This is a genomic window from Romboutsia hominis (assembly GCF_900002575.1).
GTDB classification, from domain to species: domain Bacteria; phylum Bacillota; class Clostridia; order Peptostreptococcales; family Peptostreptococcaceae; genus Romboutsia_C; species Romboutsia_C hominis.
The window spans coordinates 2639411-2658882 of the sequence record NZ_LN650648.1; the positions used below are offsets into that span (position 1 = coordinate 2639411).

Genomic DNA, 19472 nt, shown 5'->3' on the forward strand with positions numbered 1-19472 from the left:
TATTATTCTTGTATTTTATTTAAAATAAATAGGCTATCTAAAAATAATAATCCTTGCAATTTATACTTTCTTAAGTTACAAGTTATTATTTTAAATAGCCATTTTATATCTTATGTATTATTTTACTTCTAATTTTCCTTCTATTATATCCTCTGCTTTTTTGTTAACATAATCAATTATTTCTTTAGGTACATTTTTACCAGTACTTGGTGCTATCCCAACTGCCTCTTCTTTTAATCCATAAACTACAGCTTTTCCGCCTTCAAATTTTCCTTCTTTTATCTTTGATATTGTATCAAAAACACCAATATCAACTCTTTTCATAGCTGAAGTTATTACATTGTCAGGAGCTAAATTATTTTGGTCCATATCTACTCCTATAGCATACTTATCTTTTTCTTTAGCTGACTCTATCGCACCAGTTCCAACACCACCTGCAGCTGAGAATATTACATCTACTTTATTATTATACATTTGATTAGCTATAGACTTTCCTAAGCTAGCATCATCAAAGGAATTTGCATATTGAGATAAATACTCTACATCTTTATTTTCCGACTTTACCCCAGCTTTAAATCCCTCTTCAAATCTTGTTATATTTGGTATTTCCATACCACCTATAAATCCAACTTTATTAGTTTCACTCATCTTAGATGCTATTATACCTACTAAATATGCTGCCTCTCTTTCATCAAAAGTCATACATATCATATTGTCTGGTATTTCTTGTCCCTCTTCTTCATAATTATGATCAATTATGACAAACTGTCTATCTGGATAAAGTTTTGCTGCATTTAACATTGATTCTGCTGTTGTATATCCAACACCTATAATTACATCACGTTCTTGGTCTATAAAGGTTTCTATATTAGGTGCATAATCTGCATCTTGGTTTGACTCCAAGTATGAGCCATCTATACCTAGTTCTGATTTTGCCTTTTCTAATCCTTCTAATGATGATTGATTAAAGCTTTGGTCATTAGCCCCACCTTCTCCAAGCACTATTCCTACAGAAAATTTTTCTTCGTCACCTTTCATGTTTTTGCTACCTTCTTTTGAGTCATTACTACATCCAATCATGCTTAAAGACATAATCCCTACTATTGCTGTAAATATTAATCTCTTCTTTAACTTTAACATATACTAAATCTCCCCCTGATAAATTATGTTTACACATAAATTGTATTATATGTCTTTACACATGTAAACAATTTATGTTAAATAAAAAATTTACTTCGCTCATATCACTTATGGCTTCATGTATTTTTTAATATTTTTACATTTTCATACTAATTAATGTGTATTATCAATATGAATTATCTACATTTTTATTCTTAATATAAGATCATTACATAAAAAAATAAGCCCTTAAATGTAATAAGGGCTTTTTAAGCATAAAGCTTTAGATATAAAATTTATATTAAATTTAGGCTTAAGGCAAATTAATTTTAAGACTTATACATTACAAGTCTCTTTTTAATGCAAACTATCTTGCATAGCTTAATCTTATATACTTCATCTATTTAAAATATTTCTTAATATCATTTATATAAAATTTTAAACTTTTCACAATAAAAAAGCCTAATCCACAGGGATTAGACTTTATCTACATAAATAACTATATAAGTAGCTTAAAGACATTCTCCATCCCCGAAGAAATCATTTAATATTATTAGGCAGGTCTCCTGACTTAGCTTCATTTTACTCTTTCTCCTTCCCATAATCTAATATTACAGTGGTTTTAGAAATTTCATCAGCATCACAGTAGCGGGGGCTGTAGAGGATTTTAACCTCTTTCCCTATTAATCTTATATTAAGAACCTATAATATATACTTTTCTATATTAAATTATATTCGCTATATATTTTAATATTCCTTTTATTTTTCTAATTTCTTATTATCTTTTTTAAATACATGGAAACCACATCAGAAAACCTCTGGATGTCTTTAGTATATATGAAGTCTTTACCATATATAATTTTTTCTACTTCTAAATCTATTTCTTTTCCTGTAAATACTCCTAGTACCATTATTCCCTTTTGCCTAGCTTTTCTTACTTCTGATGCAGTATCTTTTGCTCCAATCATACCTTTATAAGACATTTCTCCTCTTATACTTCTTTCCCTGTCTTTACCTATCTTTATGTCATTCGGTCTTCCATCACTTAATACAATTAAGATTTTATTTTCTTCTTCTCTTTCTAATAATCCTTCACAAATAGATTTTATGGCTAGTCCATCTCTATTATTTCCAGCACAAAAATATTCAAATATGTTCTCATTATTGGTTATTTTATCTTCATAGTCTCTAAATCTTTTTAATATAGTGTAATCCATAAGGCTTGAGAATCCCATAACTCTATTTGGTATACCAGCCTTAGTTAAAGCTGTTGATATTATATATGCTTGTATCGCTACATTGGCTTGATTTCTAGTTTGAGACCCACTAGAATCTAAAAGTATATCTATTACATACCTACCTTTCTCATTTTCAATATCTTTGTAGAAAATTTTATTATTATTGCTTCTAGTTGCTCTCCATGCCCTATTTGCATATATAGTACCACTATCACAATAAACTCTACTTTTCTCATTTTCTTCTATTAATATTCTCAATAGAGTTTCCTTTAATTTTAATATATTCCTTTTATATATTTTTATGTTTTCTCTAAATTTACGAGTATTATTTTCTTTTTGTCTAGTTGCATATTTTATCTGAGCTATATTACTACATTCACTTCTTAATACTCCATCTGTAAAATGTACTCTACATCCCTCATGAACCCCTCTACAACATTTGCTTTCTATTTTTTTTAATTCTAAGTCACCTATATATGATTTCCCGTAGTAATGCTCTATTTTCTTATATATCTTATTTAAAGTTTCCTCATCAACATATAGTACATTGTTAGAACTATGTTTTGAGCCTTTAATATCAACTTCTCCTAAGCTTTCAATTAACATAGATGATGATATCTCGCTTATTTGATTTTCTATAGTTTTACTGTATTCATTATCATAAAGTTCTTCATACATAAAATCTGAAAATGTGTCAAAATCTATATTTGAATTTATTATTCTTTCATTTTCATAGTTTTCATTATCATATTTATTTGAAGTATCATTAAAATAATTTATATAAATTTCATCTATTCCCCTAAGTATTTCAACTATATTTTCATTAAGATTAATTTCATTTATTTTATTTACTATCCTTCTACTTAGTCCGTCTATAGTTGGATGTTTTCCCATCCTTTCTAAAACTAAAAAGTATTTTATTTTTTGTAGTATTTCTTCATTATGTATTTTACTAAAACCTGATAAAATATCTTTGTAAGCACTTAATCTTATATCTTCAATACCTGGTCTTTCCTTTATAATCTTTTCTTCAACTAACCTATCTAATGTTATATGCAATAAATCAGATATAACATCAATATCATATCCCATTTTAGCTCTACTTAATAAGTATCTTTTTACTAAGATCCAATCTATGTATTTATGCCTTCCTCCTGCCATCGTAGCAAAATACAAGGCGATATCTTTAGATGAATATTCATTTTTAGATATTTGAATATCATCATTATAATCTCCTGCTACAGTCCAAGATAGATTGCTAATTCTATTTTCAAATTCATAATTCCCATATACCCATTTCATAATTATTTCCTACTTTAATATGTATTTATTTTAGGAAATATATCTTTAGTTTCCCATTTATCTGGTATTCTAGTCTTTATAATATCTCCTACAATCTCTTTCTCATATACATCAAATGTTTTACTTGTTACTCCCATATTAACCGCTAAAGATGGTTTTAATCCTCTTCTGATAGCTTTTAGTGATCCTATTAATCCTCTCAAATCTACTGATTTACTAGATATTTCTCCATTTTGTGATTTTAATTGTAAGTCTAAGAATATACCTCCAAATTGGATTAATTTTTCTTCATCTGCATCCTCAAATTCTTTTTTTAATATTAGCATTAATTTTTCTTCTTCTACAGCAGGTATATCTATGACCATAAACCTAGAAACTAGTGCCTCATTTAATTCTTTTGTCCCTGCATATTCATAATTCATAGTTCCTATAAATCTCGTTGCATCATGAAGATTTATTCTTTCATATCCAGGTACATCTATTACTCTTCTATAATCTAACGCTGAATGTAGTACTGCAATTGCATCATTTTTAGCCATATTTATTTCATCAAATATACCAAATCCCCCATTTATAGCACATTCATATACTGAGCCTCTTCTTAACTTAACTTCATTATCTATAAATGTATCTGTACCTATTAAAGTTGTACTATCTGTATTTATATGGAACGATGTATTCCACTGAGGTCTTCCAAATAACTCTGATAAATTATCTGCTAGTAGATTTTTTCCTGTCGCCTTTGGGCCAGATAATAGTATGTTTTCTCCCTCTAATATAGCTGATATAGCCATATTCCATATATCTTTTCCATAAAAATACTTAGTCGAATCTGATATCCTATGTTTAAGATTCTCATCTATTTTATAGAATTCTTTAAACTTTATTGCATCATTTATTAATTTTTCGTCTACACCTTGGTTTAATAAACTTACTATTATACCCATAGTCAGTCCCCCTTGTCTTTGTTATATACTATAATATTAGCATATAATCTATAATCTGATATAATATTTTATCCTTACACTACCTTGTTAATTTATCTAAAATTTACTTAAATACCTTACGTTTAAATACTTTGACTGTTTTATGGATTTAAAATTACTTAATATCTAAATTATCTCAATTCTTTATTAGAACAAAATAAAATTTTATTAAAAAATAAGAGGCTTAGTATATAACCTAACCCCCTACTTATTTTTATTTATAATCCGTACTTACATAAAATATAGTCTACAAACTTTCCATTTTCATAGAATAATTCTCCATCAGCATATATATTACTACAACTTCTTATATCACATAACTTATCCCAATACAGTGATTATTTATTTTTGACTGCTGCCTCTAACATAAAATCCCCTATTACCATATAAATAATTCCTTCTATCTTTTCATAAAATAGCATATTTGAAGTGAATTTTTCATACCATAATTTGTGCTTATTGTCTTACCGTTTTTTACTTCTGCTAAATAATTTGCTAATAACTTATCTAATTTATTTAACCTTTTTAAATATCATAACAGTAAACTTATAAAATAAAAAAGAGATAGCCTTAAATAGCTATCTATACATATCTAATATTTTATAAAATAAAAAAAAGATTACGTGGCTACGTCTTACTCTCCCAGGAGGTCGCCCCCCAAGTACCATCAGCGCTAAAGAGCTTAACTTCTGTGTTCGGTATGGGAACAGGTGTATCCTCTTTGCTATAATAACCACATAATCTTTATCTTTTAGAGTTAATACTCTGAAAACTGTATATCATTTAGTTAATGATTTTTGGTCAAGTCCTCGACCTATTAGTATCGATAAGCTAAATACATTACTGCACTTACACCTTCGACCTATCAACCAGGTAGTCTTCCTGGGGTCTTACCCTTACGGTGGGAAATCTTATCTTGAAGTTGGCTTCGCGCTTAGATGCTTTCAGCGCTTATCCATTCCGTACATAGCTACCCAGCCATGCCCTTGGCAGAACAACTGGTACACCAGAGGTACGTCCATCCCGGTCCTCTCGTACTAAGGACAGGTCTCCTCAAATTTCCTACGCCTGCGACGGATAGGGACCGAACTGTCTCACGACGTTCTGAACCCAGCTCGCGTACCACTTTAATGGGCGAACAGCCCAACCCTTGGGACCTACTACAGCCCCAGGATGTGATGAGCCGACATCGAGGTGCCAAACCTCCCCGTCGATGTGGACTCTTGGGGGAGATAAGCCTGTTATCCCCAGGGTAGCTTTTATCCGTTGAGCGATGGCCCTTCCATGCGGAACCACCGGATCACTAAGTCCGACTTTCGTCCTTGCTCGACCTGTATGTCTTGCAATCAAGCTTCCTTTTGCCTTTACACTCTTCGCACGATTTCCGACCGTGCTGAGGAAACCTTTGAGCGCCTCCGTTACTTTTTGGGAGGCGACCGCCCCAGTCAAACTGCCCACCTGACGGTGTCCCAAGACCTGATTCAAGGCCTCTGGTTAGGATCCCAGTACTACAAGGGTGGTATCCCAAGGGTGACTCCACACAGACTGGCGTCCATGCTTCATAGTCTCCCACCTATCCTGTACATGTAGTACCAAGACCCAACGTCAAGCTACAGTAAAGCTCCATGGGGTCTTTCCGTCCTGTCGCAGGTACCCGGCATCTTCACCGGGATTACAATTTCACCGAGTCTATTGTTGAGACAGTGCCCAAATCGTTACGCCTTTCGTGCGGGTCGGAACTTACCCGACAAGGAATTTCGCTACCTTAGGACCGTTATAGTTACGGCCGCCGTTTACTGGGGCTTAAGTTCACTGCTTCGGATTACTCCTAACAGATCCCCTTAACCTTCCAGCACCGGGCAGGCGTCAGCTCCTATACATCGTCTTGCGACTTAGCAGAAACCTGTGTTTTTGGTAAACAGTCGCTTGGGCCTATTCTCTGCGGCCATCCAATGGATGGCACCCCTTATCCCTAAGTTACGGGGTCATTTTGCCGAGTTCCTTAACAATAGTTCTCTCGCTGGCCTTAGGATACTCTCCTCACCCACCTGTGTCGGTTTACGGTACGGGCACCTTTAACCTCGGTAGAGACTTTTCTCGACAGTGTGAAATCAGCTACTTCGCCCGAAAGGGCTCCCCATCGTACCCTAGCATTATCAAGACGGATTTGCCTATCTTGACTGCCTCAGTACTTAGCCACACATAACCAACAGTGTGGTTAGCTTATCCTACTGTGTCATCCCATTCCTCAAACGGTTATTGGTGGTACAGGAATATCAACCTGTTGTCCATCACCTACGCCTTTCGGCCTCGGCTTAGGTCCCGACTAACCCAGGGCGGACGAACCTTCCCCTGGAAACCTTGGGTTTACGGCCCGTGGGATTCTCACCCACGTCTCGCTACTCATGCCAACATTCTCACTCGTATACTGTCCACATGTCCTTACGGTCATGCTTCAGCCTGCATACGAAGCTCCCCTACCCATCATAAATGATGCCGTAGCTTCGGTAGTACGTTTTAGCCCCGGAAATTTTCGGCGCAGGATCACTCGACCAGTGAGCTATTACGCACTCTTTAAATGAGTGGCTGCTTCTAAGCCAACATCCTGGTTGTCTGTGCAATCCCACATCCTTTACCACTTAACGTACATTTAGGGACCTTAGCTGACGATCTGGGCTGTTGCCCTCTTGACTATGAATCTTATCACCCACAGTCTGACTCCTGAGCAAAAGAAGACGGCATTCGGAGTTTGATAGTCTTCGGTAAGTGCAATACCCCCTAGGACATTCAGTGCTCTACCTCCGTTTCTCTAAGCTCAAGGCTAGCCCTAAAGCTATTTCGGGGAGAACCAGCTATCTCCGGGCTCGATTGGAATTTCACCGCTATCCACAAGTCATCCCCGAGCTTTTCAACGCTCGTGGGTTCGGTCCTCCACGAAATTTTACTTTCGCTTCAACCTGCTCATGGATAGGTCGCCCGGTTTCGGGTCTACGTCAAGTAACTTAAATCGCCCATTTAAGACTCGCTTTCGCTACGGCTCCACACCTTAAGTGCTTAACCTTGCTACTTAACGTAACTCGTTGGCCCGTTCTACAAAAAGTACGCGGTCACACAAGTAATGTGCTCCCACAGCTTGTAAGTGCAGGGTTTCAGGTTCTATTTCACTCCCCTCCCGGGGTTCTTTTCACCTTTCCCTCACGGTACTATGCGCTATCGGTCACTAGGTAGTATTTAGGCTTGGAGGATGGTCCCTCCTGCTTCCCACAGGGTTTCACGTGTCCCGTGGTACTCTGGATCATATCTATCGAATTATCGTTTCAACTACGTGGCTGTTACACTTTATAGCGGAGCTTTCCAACTCTCTTCATCTACGATGACCTCGACCTTGATGATATGTCCGCAACCCCAACAAAGAAAACTTTGTTGGTTTGGCCTGTTCCGCGTTCGCTCGCCGCTACTTACGGAATCGATTTTTCTTTCTCTTCCTCCAGGTACTTAGATGTTTCAGTTCCCCGGGTTCCCCTCGCTAAGCTATGTATTCACTTAACGATACTTAGACATTACTCTAAGTGAGTTTCCTCATTCGGAAATCTTCGGATCAAAGTTTACGTGCAACTCCCCGAAGCTTATCGCAGCTTATCACGTCCTTCATCGGCTCCTAGTGCCAAGGCATCCGCCCTGCACCCTTAATAACTTGACCAGTTATTAAAGTTATTTTAAAGACTTTTCTTGTCTATTTATAAAAAATGATGTCATATCACTAAATGTTATACAGTTTTCAAAGTACTATCTTGAGGTTCTAATGAACTCTCAAAATTAAACAGTAGGCAATTCTCCTTAGAAAGGAGGTGATCCAGCCGCACCTTCCGATACGGCTACCTTGTTACGACTTCACCCCAGTTATTGATTTCACCTTCGACGGACGCTTCCAAAAGGTTAGCTATCCGGCTTCGGGCGCCCCCAACTTCCGTGGTGTGACGGGCGGTGTGTACAAGACCCGGGAACGCATTCACCGCAGCATTCTGATCTGCGATTACTAGTAACTCCAGCTTCATGTAGGCGAGTTTCAGCCTACAATCCGAACTGAGAATGGCTTTAAGGGATTAGCTCCACCTCACGGTTTGGCTGCCCTCTGTACCACCCATTGTAGCACGTGTGTAGCCCTAAGCATAAGGGGCATGATGATTTGACGTCATCCCCACCTTCCTCCAGGTTATCCCTGGCAGTCCCTCTAGAGTGCCCAACTTAATGATGGCAACTAAAGGCAAGGGTTGCGCTCGTTGCGGGACTTAACCCAACATCTCACGACACGAGCTGACGACAACCATGCACCACCTGTCACTTCTGTCCCCGAAGGGAAAGATGCGATTAGGCATCGGTCAAAAGGATGTCAAGCTTAGGTAAGGTTCTTCGCGTTGCTTCGAATTAAACCACATGCTCCGCTACTTGTGCGGGTCCCCGTCAATTCCTTTGAGTTTCACTCTTGCGAGCGTACTTCCCAGGCGGAGTACTTAATGCGTTAGCTGCGCCACCGAAGGGGGTAACCTCCGACAGCTAGTACTCATCGTTTACGGCGTGGACTACCAGGGTATCTAATCCTGTTTGCTCCCCACGCTTTCGTGCCTCAGCGTCAGTTACAGTCCAGAGAGCCGCCTTCGCAACTGGTATTCCTCCTAATATCTACGCATTTCACCGCTACACTAGGAATTCTACTCTCCTCTCCTGCACTCAAGTCTTACAGTTTCAAGAGCTTACTACGGTTGAGCCGTAGCCTTTCACTCCTGACTTGAAAGACCGCCTACGCACCCTTTACGCCCAGTAATTCCGGATAACGCTAGCCCCCTACGTATTACCGCGGCTGCTGGCACGTAGTTAGCCGGGGCTTCCTCCTCAAGTACCGTCATTATCTTCCTTGAGGACAGAGCTTTACGACCCGAAGGCCTTCATCGCTCACGCGGCGTTGCTGCATCAGGCTTTCGCCCATTGTGCAATATTCCCCACTGCTGCCTCCCGTAGGAGTTTGGACCGTGTCTCAGTTCCAATGTGGCCGATCACCCTCTCAGGTCGGCTACTGATCGTCGCCTTGGTAAGCCGTTACCTTACCAACTAGCTAATCAGACGCGGGTCCATCCTGTACCGCAAAAACTTTGATAAGAAAGCCATGCGACTCTCCCATATTATCTCGTATTAGCATACCTTTCGGTATGTTATCCGTGTGTACAGGGCAGGTTACCCACGCGTTACTCACCCGTCCGCCGCTCTTTACCGAAGTAAATCGCTCGACTTGCATGTGTTAGGCACGCCGCCAGCGTTCATCCTGAGCCAGGATCAAACTCTCAAATAAAAGTTGTTACCTGCTCAGACTATCATTATCTGAATATCTGGCTTGGTTTGTTTTCGATTCTTTTAAGAATCAGTTATATAAATTAACCTACTGTTTAATTTTCAAAGTTCATTTTCTCGACTTACTTATCTTACCAGGTTATTAACCTTTAGTCAAGAATTTCTTTCGTTTTATTTTTCGTCCGTATCTCTTGGACAAGTAATACTTTATCATCTTTCTAACTATTAGTCAATATATTTTTTAAATTTATTTGTATAGGATTTTACTAACATTATTAACAGTGTTAGATTAAGTAAAACTCTTTCAATCCATTTTTTATCCACATTATCAACTAATTTATTAACTTTTTTAAAATTTTATCTAAGTCAAAATAAACAATAAAAAGTTTACTTTAATTAAGCAATGCATCAGCAAAGCGCTATGTCATAACGCCTTATCCCATTACATAAAAAAGCATAGATTAATCTATGCTATTATATTACTTATTATTAAATAAATGTATTTATACTTTCTTAATTTATATATTTGTAAAATATTTTATTTAAAAATATAGAGTTAATATATGAAGTAATCCCAAACCCAATTACCATATAAAAAAATAATATATATCCAAAATAATCAACTAATAAAAACGTCAATACTATACATAATAAATTCATCGTCAACATTATTATTGTATAAGGTAGATTATGTATTGATATAAGAATAGAATTTACTATGGTATTTTTTATAGTGTTATTAAATTTAGATATAATAGGAAATACATATGTAAAGTTAAATAAATATATTATTCCTACTATCGTAGATATAAGCTTTAACATTATCCCCAAAGTTTTATCAGATATTAAATTAGATATGTGAAAATCTAGTAATAATACACTTCCAACTACTATCATTAATATCCATACTACAGTGCTAATTTTAAAATTCTCTTTAAATCTTTTTATAAACTCTTTAGTAACATTTACATCTTCATTTTTAACCTTTTTTAAAGTTACAGAATATGTCGCTGTTAAAGATGCTCCTATTGTTATAACTGGTATACTAAAAACTATGAATAAAAAATTTAACACTACTATATCTGTTATATTATCTAACGTTTCCCAAAACTTGCCATCATATCTAAATAAATTATCCATAAAAAATCCTTTCTATTAGTTGTAATCATTACTTAAAATTATTCTTATTTTCCAAATTTATTTATCTAATTTAGAAGTTGATTGTCTTACAAGCAATTTTCCTTCAAAGATTTTATGTTGATTTTTACTTTTCTTATTAATTAAGTCAAATAATATCTTAGTGGTCTCCTTTGCCATTTCCTCAATAGGTTGGCGTATTGTTGTTATAGATGGATTATAATAATATGTAATATCTAATCCATCAAATCCTACAACAGAGTAATCTTCTGGTATCCTTTTTCCAGACTCTAGTATAGCTTTACATGCTCCAATAGCCATACTATCAGAAATTGCATAAATAGCAGTAAATTCTTCTTTAGAGTTTATAAGCTCTTTAGTTAGATTATATCCATTCTCCATACTATATGAATTAGGGCTATCCCAGGTATATCTAATTAAATTTTCATTTATTGGAATATTTCTACTTCTTAAAGACTTTCTGTATCCTTCTAAACGTAAATTACTTATACTCATATCTGTACTATATGATGCTAGAATTGCAATTTTTTTATGTCCATTATCACATAAAAAGTCTACTATCTTTTTACTTTCATATACGTCATCAACCGATACTGATGAATATAAATTCTTATCTACATTATCTGTTATAGCTATTGTACTTAGTACAAATGGTATTTTTATTTCTTGTAACTTATCCTCTTGGTGTGAAAAAGATCCACCTAAAAATACTATTCCTTTTAATCTTTTTTCTTTTATAAGCTCTAAAGCTACCTCGACCTCATCTTGACTAGAGTCTACTCTATGTAATATAAATGTATATTTTCTATTTTGTATTTCTTCTTCAAATACTTTTATCATATTTTGAAAAAATGGGTTATCTATACCTTTTATTAATACTCCTATAGTTTTCGTATCTGAAAGTTTTAAATTTCTGGCACTATTATTAGGAATAAAGTTACTTTCTTTTATTACTTCCATAATCATTCGTCTAGTTTCTTCATTTATATCTGGATGATTATTGATAGCCCTTGATACCGTACTTACTCCTACGCCACATTTTTTTGCTATATCTTTAATTGTGATTGCCTTCATATCAACGGCTTCCTTTCAATTTAATATTTTAATGCATTAACACATCACATAATATATTTCAAAATTATTTTCTTCCATATAGCTTTGTTAACATCCTTATTTTTTTTATTAAATTTTTAGAGAAACAATTTGGATTCATTCTCCATTTCCAGTTATCCCCTAATGTAGATGGTATATTTATTCTAGCTTCATTACCTAATCCTAAATAGTCCTGAACGGGTATTATACAAGTATTAGCTACACTTCTCATAGCTAAGCATATAAAATCCCAATGTATCTCATTTCCCCTAGTATATTTATTATTCATATAATTAACACACATTCTTTTATCTTGCGGATTAATTTTCTCATACCACCCTTTAATTGTACTATTATCATGAGTTCCTGTATATACTATACAATTTTTGTCATAATTATGAGGTAAATAATCACTTTCTTCCCTTGAATCAAAAGCAAACTGTAGTATTTTCATACCTGGGTATCCTGTATCTTTTAAAAGCTGTTTAACACTTTCTGTTAAAAAACCTAGATCTTCTGCTATTATTTCTACATCTCCTAGCTTTTCTTTTATATATTTAAATAAATCTAAACCTGGACCTTTTTTCCACGATCCATTTATGGCCGTTTTTTCTCCATATGGTATAGAATAATACTCATCAAAACCTCTAAAATGATCTATCCTTACAACATCATATAATTTATGAGAATACTCTATTCTTTTAATCCACCACTCATACTCTGTATATTTATGATATTCCCAATAATACAGTGGATTTCCCCATAATTGGCCTGTTTCAGAAAAACCATCTGGAGGACAACCCGCTACAGCTGTAGGAATACAATCCTTATCTAATTGAAACAACTCTGGATTAGCCCATGTATCAGAGCTATCTAAAGCTACATATATAGGTATATCTCCTATTATTGATATTCCTTTTTCATTTGCATAAGCTTTAAGTTTACTCCATTGTTTAGTGAATAGATATTGTTGATACTTATAAAATGTAATATCATCTTTTAGATTTTCTTCATATTTCAATATAGCTTCTTCTTTTCTTGATCTAATATCATCATCCCACTCTATCCATGACTTTGAGCTAAAAGAATCTTTTATAGACATATATAGCGCATAATCGTGTAACCACCACTTATTTATTTCACAGTATTCTTTAAATATTTTATTTTTACTTATGTTACTTCTTTCATAAGCCTTTTTTAAAATTTTAAATCTTGATAAATATATTTTTTCATAATCTATATATTCATTGTTACTTCCCCAGTCATAACTATTACATTCTTCTTCAGATAAAAGCCCTTCTTTAACCAATTCATCTAAATCTATAAAGTATGGGTTTCCTGCAAAAGTTGAGAATGATTGGTAAGGAGAATCACCATACCCTGTAGGTCCTAGAGGCAGTATTTGCCATAGACTCTGACCTGCTTTTTCTAATATATCTACAAAATCATAAGCTTCTTTTGAAAAACTACCTATTCCATATTTTGAGGGTAAACTTGAAATAGGTAGCAACATTCCACTTCTTCTCATAATCTCTCTCCTCTACCCCTTATATTATCCTTTAACAGCACCAGCAACTACTCCTTCTATTATGTGCTTTTGACATATTAAATAGAAAATTATAATAGGAATGATTGCTAATACTAACATAGCCATCATCGCACCCATATCTCTATTTCCATTAGAACCTACTAACATTTGAATTACTACTGGTATAGTTTTGTATTTTGTAGATAAACCTATAACTAAATAAGGTAGTAAGTAGTCATTCCATATCCACATAGCATTTAGTATGGCAACAGTGATTGCAGTTGGTTTTAAAATAGGAAGCACTATGTAAAAATAAGTTTGTAAAGGATTACATCCATCTATCATAGCAGCTTCTTCTATTTCTAGTGGAATTGATTTTATAAAACCACTAAACATAAATATCGATAATCCTGATCCAAATCCTAAATATAACGCTACCATACCTAACGGATTTGCTAGGTGTAAAGTATCAGCTAACTTTACCATCGGGAACATTACCATCTGAAAAGGTACTATCATAGAAAATACAAATAAGTAATACAACACACTTGTAAATTTACTCTTTACTCTTGTAATGTAATATGCTGTCATAGAAGTAAAAAGTAAAATTACTACTACTGACATTATTGTAATAAAAAATGACCATCCAATAGCACTTAAAAACCCTGTTTTCTGTAAACCATTAATATAATTTGTGATACCTACAAATGTTTCTGCCGTAGGTAAGGAAAAAGGATTGTCACTTATAAAGAATTTTCCCTTAAATGAATTTACAACTATAAATATAATCGGTGCTAAAAATACTACTACTAATGCACAAAGTATGATAAATACTATATTGTCTCCTACATTCTTTTTTCTAGCCATTGTGTTTTGCATTACTGTTCAACCTCCTTCTTTCTAGTGAAGTATAATTGAGAAAGAGCTATTACCGCTACTATAACAAAGAATATAACTGCCTTAGCTTGACCAACACCCTCATAATTATTTCTTCCATAGAATGTATTAACTATATTAAGAGCTAGCATTTCTGTTTTATGCATTGGGGCTCCATTAGTTAATGCTAAGTTTTGGTCAAATAACTTAAAGCTATTTGATAAAGTTAAAAAAGTACAAATTGTAATAGATGGCATTACCATTGGTATAGTTACATTTTTTAGTGTCTGCCATTTTGTTGCTCCATCAATTTTTGCTGACTCTATTAATTCATTAGGCACACTTTGAAGCCCAGCTATATAAATAATCATCATATACCCTATCATTTGCCAATTCATAAGTATAATTAATCCTATAAAGCCATACTTTTGATTAGCAACAAGAGTCGTTCCATAATTAGCTAAAAATGAATTTATCATAGACTGCCAAGTATACCCAAGAACTATCCCACCTATTAAGTTTGGCATGAAAAATACAGTTCTGAAAAAGTTTGTCCCTCTTATCTTTTTTGTTAAAAAATAAGCAAGGGTAAATGCAAGTATGTTAACTGTTATAATAGATATAATTGTAAATATCGTAGTAAATCCAAAAGCCTCAACAAACCCTTGACCTGCTGAAAAAGCCTTTTTATAGTTTTCTATTCCCACAAATGTTGCATCACTTATTGTAATAAACTCACAAAAAGATAAATATAAACCTGTTATAAAAGGAATTATAAATGCAATAGAAAATGCAATCAGAGTTGGAATTAGGAATATCGGAAAGTATTTTTTTAGTGCTTTTTGCATAATGTTCCCCCTAATATTAATAATTTTAAACTTCTTATAACAAATTAGTTTAAAGAAAAAGCTTAAACCATAAACAAGCATTTCTCTCATCAAATAAATAGGATTTATCCTAAATTATATTAACGATATTATACTGTTATCTATGGCTAAGCCCTTTCACTTACAAATCAAATTAATTCAAAATTTATTTAGATGCTTCTTTTTCACTTGCCCATTCTTCAACTACTAATTTCTTAACATCTTCCCACTTCATATTTCCATTACAATACTCAAGTAATGCTGCACCAAAATCATCTTTAAATGTTTGGCTAGGGAAAGAAGTAAAGTTCCAGTCTACATTGTATAAATCTTTATTTCCTAAATATCTTAAAACTTCTTTAGCTAATGGATCTTGAGGTGTTTCTGAATCTTTGAAAGTATTAAATGGAGCTATGAAACCTAATTCATTTGTTACATGATTTTTACCTGTATCAGAAGTGAATAACCATTCAACAAACTCAATTGATGCTTTTTGATCTGCTTCTGAAGCTTTACTATTTATAGAGAAGAAATTTTCTGTTCCTATACAAAGTCCTTGTTTTTCTTCGCCTTCAATACCTGTATATATCGGCATAAATTTAACATTTTCTGCTTTAACAGTATTTCCTTCAACTTCTGCTATTTGACTCCATCCCCAGTTACCATTTTGAACCATTGCAGCTTTTCCAAGTGCAAATTCAGCCATTGAGTCTGAAACTGTCTTGCTACCTAATAATGTAGGTTCACAAGTTGAGTTATTTATGTATAGGTCAAATATATTTTTAAAGTTATCTGAATAAGTAAAATCTATTTTGTCTAAGTTAGATACTCCCTTATCTTTATATTCATAATAAACAGGAAGATTTGCTAAATGAGTCTGCCATCTCCAATCTTCACCAGGAGTTAGTGATGTAGAAGCAAATACTCCATCTATTCCTAATTGATCTTTTTTAGATTGCATATCTTCTGAAACTTCTTTTAATTTTGTAAAATTATTTATTTCATCTATTGATTTAGCTTTTGCACCATCTAATGCAAAGTATTTATCCATTATTTCTTGGTTGTATATTATACCATACCCTTCCTCAACATAAGGTATACCGTACACTCCATCCCCATCTTTTATAGCCATATCTTGATTTAATAATTTACTATAAAGATTTGTATCTTTTAAATCAGCACAATACTCTTTCCATGATTCATATCCTACTGGACCATTTATTTGGAATAATGTAGGAGCATCTTTTTTAGCTATTTCTGACTTTAATGTTTGTTCATAAGTTCCACTTGCAGCTGTAACTACTTTTACTTTTACACCAGTTTCTTTTTCATAATCCTCAGCAATTTTCTTCCATTGTGATTCTGATTCTGGCTTGAAGTTTAGGTAATATACTGACCCCTTACCATCTTCCTTAGCTGTACTATCATCAGAGGATGAAGAACATCCTGTTAGTGCTGCTGTTGTTAAAACTGCAGATAAAGCAATTGTTACAAACTTTTTCAATTTAATCATAGTAAATCCCCCTTTTTTAATTTTCATCCCTTTGAAGCCTTACTGGTAACGTTACCGAAAACGTTACTGATATCGGTTTCCTGACCCTTTACTTAAATATTATCATCTACAATTCTCAAAATCAAGAAATTATTCTTTTATACTTTGTCCTTTATTGTGATCATATGCTGTTTTATAATTGACTTTTCTACTGTAACTTCCAAATATCTTTATTATACTGATTTATAGTTCTATCTGAAGAAAAATAACCTGCTTTACTTATATTAACTAGCATTCTTTTTGCCCACTTATTTCTATTTTCATATTCTTTAAAGACTTCCTCTTTCTTTTTGCAATACTCATTAAAATCTAATAAAGCCATAAACCAATCTTTCCTTATTATTTCTTTATATAGCCTAATAAGATTTTCTTCACATCCAATGTGCATTAACTCTTCACTAACAATAAAATCTACTATTTCTTTTATATTTTTATCCTTTATATAAATATCAAGAGGGTCATAATCTCCATTTTCATAGTGTTTAATTACATTATCACTCTTCTCCCCAAATATAAATATATTATCATCTCCAACAAGTTCATGTATTTCTACATTAGCTCCATCTTCTGTACCTAGCGTTAATGCTCCATTTAGCATAAATTTCATATTACCAGTTCCACTTGCTTCCTTTGAAGCTAATGAAATCTGTTCTGATATATCGCATGCCGGTATTAGTTTTTCTGCAATAGTAACATTATAATTTTCAACCATTACAACTTTTAAATATTTACTAACTTCTTCATTATTATTTACAAGTTCTTGTAAACATAATATTAAATGTATTATATCTTTTGCAATAGTATATGCTGGGGCAGCTTTTGCTCCAAATATAACTGTAATAGGAGTTTTTGGTGTATTCCCTTGTTTAATTTGCAAATACTTATAAATTACATATAATGCATTCATTTGTTGCCTTTTATATTCATGTAACCTTTTTATTTGTATATCAAAAATAGAATTTTCATCTATATCTATATTTTGAGTCTTTTTAAGATAATTTTTTAATTCAACTTTATTAGAATGTTTTATATCTAATAACTTTTGAAGTACTTTTTCATCATTTATATATTTTATCAAGTCTTGCAATTTTTCTGCCTCAGCTTTAAATTCATCCCCTATCAATTCTTCTATAAACTCTGTTAATAGTGGATTACAATGAATAAGCCATCTTCTAAATGTTATTCCATTCGTTTTATTATTAAACTTTTCAGGATAAATTTTATAAAAATTATTTAATTCATTATTTTTTAATATATTAGTATGAAGTGACGCTACTCCATTTACGCTAAAACTATAGTGTATATCTATATGAGCCATATTTACATTATCATTTTTATCTATAATGTACACAGACTCATCTTCATAAATTTCTCTAACTCTATCATCTAACTCATTTATTATAGGTATAAGTTGTGGAACAACCTTTTCTAAATATTTAATAGGCCATTTTTCTAAAGCTTCAGCTAAAATTGTGTGGTTAGTATATGCACATGTTTTAGTTACAATTTTTATAGACTCATCTAATTCTATTCCTCTTTCAACTAATAAACGTATAAGTTCTGGTATAATCAAAGTCGGATGAGTATCGTTTATCTGTATTACTGCATATTCATCTAAGTCATGTAAGTTGCTTCCTTTTGCCATACACTCATCTAATATATATCTAGCACCATTACTTACCATGAAGTATTGTTGATAAATTCGAAGAAGACGACCTTCTTCATCACTATCATCAGGATATAAGAATAAAGTAAGATTCTTTTCGATATTATCTTTATCAAAATCTATACCACCTTTTACTATGCTTTCATCAATCGTTTCTATATCAAATAAATGAAGTTTATTAGTTTGATTATTATATCCTGTAACATTAATATCATAAAGTATAGATTTTAAAGTAAATTCCCCAAAATTAATATCATAAGTCGTACTGGTTTTATTCAACCACCCGACCTTATCAATCCATTCATTTTTTTCTTCTGTTTGTAAGTTATTATTGAATACTTGTTTAAATAAACCAAAATGATAATTTAAACCAATACCATCTCCTGGAATCCCCAAAGTTGCTATAGAATCTAGAAAACATGCTGATAATCTACCAAGACCACCATTTCCTAAAGATGGCTCAGGCTCTATCTCTTCTATCTCAGATATATTTTTTCCATGCTTTAATAAGATTTCTTTTACTTGATCATATATACCTAAATTTATCAAATTACTAGATAATAATTTTCCTATCAAGAATTCTGCTGATATATAATATAATTTCTTTTTGCCTTGATTTTTGATTACTTTTTTCTCGCTAAGCTCTTGAACTAATTCTAGTAATGCAAAATAAATTTCCTCATTTGAACAATCAGATATGTCTTTATTAGTTTTTAATTTTAGGCCTTCTGATAAATTCACCTACA

At 33.1% G+C, this 19472-nt stretch carries 10 protein-coding genes, 3 rRNA genes and 1 riboswitch; all 13 genes read right to left on the minus strand.

The genetic code is table 11. From position 1 onward, the window contains the following. Positions 1-117: 117 nt before the first annotated feature. The gene (locus FRIFI_RS12810) at positions 118-1140 is read right to left on the minus strand and encodes a BMP family lipoprotein (RefSeq protein WP_092923332.1); all 1023 of its coding nucleotides are present in this window, start codon (positions 1138-1140) and stop codon (positions 118-120) included. 518 nt (positions 1141-1658) lie between these two features. Continuing rightward, positions 1659-1839, minus strand: a riboswitch (cobalamin riboswitch). Between the two features lie 47 nt (positions 1840-1886). Then, positions 1887-3659, minus strand: coding sequence for a vWA domain-containing protein (locus FRIFI_RS12815; RefSeq protein WP_092923330.1), 1773 nt, complete (start codon positions 3657-3659; stop codon positions 1887-1889). A gap of 14 nt (positions 3660-3673) precedes the next feature. Further along, complete coding sequence (locus FRIFI_RS12820; protein ID WP_092923327.1) at positions 3674-4606, minus strand: AAA family ATPase; 933 nt, start codon at positions 4604-4606, stop codon at positions 3674-3676. A 660-nt stretch (positions 4607-5266) separates the two neighbouring features. After that, positions 5267-5383 (minus strand): 5S ribosomal RNA (rrf, locus tag FRIFI_RS12825). A gap of 59 nt (positions 5384-5442) precedes the next feature. Continuing rightward, positions 5443-8345, minus strand: a 23S ribosomal RNA gene (locus FRIFI_RS12830). Between the two features lie 141 nt (positions 8346-8486). Next, positions 8487-9989: ribosomal RNA gene (locus FRIFI_RS12835) — 16S ribosomal RNA — on the minus strand. The 16S, 23S and 5S rRNA genes sit together here, the layout of an rRNA operon. A 512-nt stretch (positions 9990-10501) precedes the next feature. Further along, complete coding sequence (locus FRIFI_RS12840; RefSeq protein WP_166506043.1) at positions 10502-11128, minus strand: YesL family protein; 627 nt, start codon at positions 11126-11128, stop codon at positions 10502-10504. Between the two features lie 57 nt (positions 11129-11185). Continuing rightward, positions 11186-12220 (minus strand): LacI family DNA-binding transcriptional regulator, encoded by a 1035-nt coding sequence (locus FRIFI_RS12845; protein ID WP_166506044.1) that lies wholly within the window; start codon positions 12218-12220, stop codon positions 11186-11188. 64 nt (positions 12221-12284) lie between these two features. Next, positions 12285-13766 carry a 4-alpha-glucanotransferase gene (malQ, locus tag FRIFI_RS12850; RefSeq protein ID WP_166506045.1) on the minus strand — a complete coding sequence of 494 codons (1482 nt, stop codon included), beginning with the start codon at positions 13764-13766 and terminating at the stop codon, positions 12285-12287. 24 nt (positions 13767-13790) lie between these two features. Continuing rightward, on the minus strand, positions 13791-14645 hold the full coding sequence (locus tag FRIFI_RS12855; RefSeq protein WP_092923317.1) for a carbohydrate ABC transporter permease: 855 nt from the start codon (positions 14643-14645) through the stop codon (positions 13791-13793). Beyond that, positions 14645-15490 carry a carbohydrate ABC transporter permease gene (locus FRIFI_RS12860; RefSeq protein ID WP_092923315.1) on the minus strand — a complete coding sequence of 282 codons (846 nt, stop codon included), beginning with the start codon at positions 15488-15490 and terminating at the stop codon, positions 14645-14647. The genes FRIFI_RS12855 and FRIFI_RS12860 overlap by 1 nt, the downstream gene beginning before the upstream one ends. Positions 15491-15674: 184 nt before the next feature. Continuing rightward, positions 15675-17021 (minus strand): ABC transporter substrate-binding protein, encoded by a 1347-nt coding sequence (locus FRIFI_RS12865; protein WP_166506046.1) that lies wholly within the window; start codon positions 17019-17021, stop codon positions 15675-15677. 187 nt (positions 17022-17208) lie between these two features. After that, positions 17209-19467 (minus strand): glycogen/starch/alpha-glucan phosphorylase, encoded by a 2259-nt coding sequence (locus FRIFI_RS12870; protein ID WP_166506047.1) that lies wholly within the window; start codon positions 19465-19467, stop codon positions 17209-17211. Positions 19468-19472 lie beyond the last annotated feature (5 nt).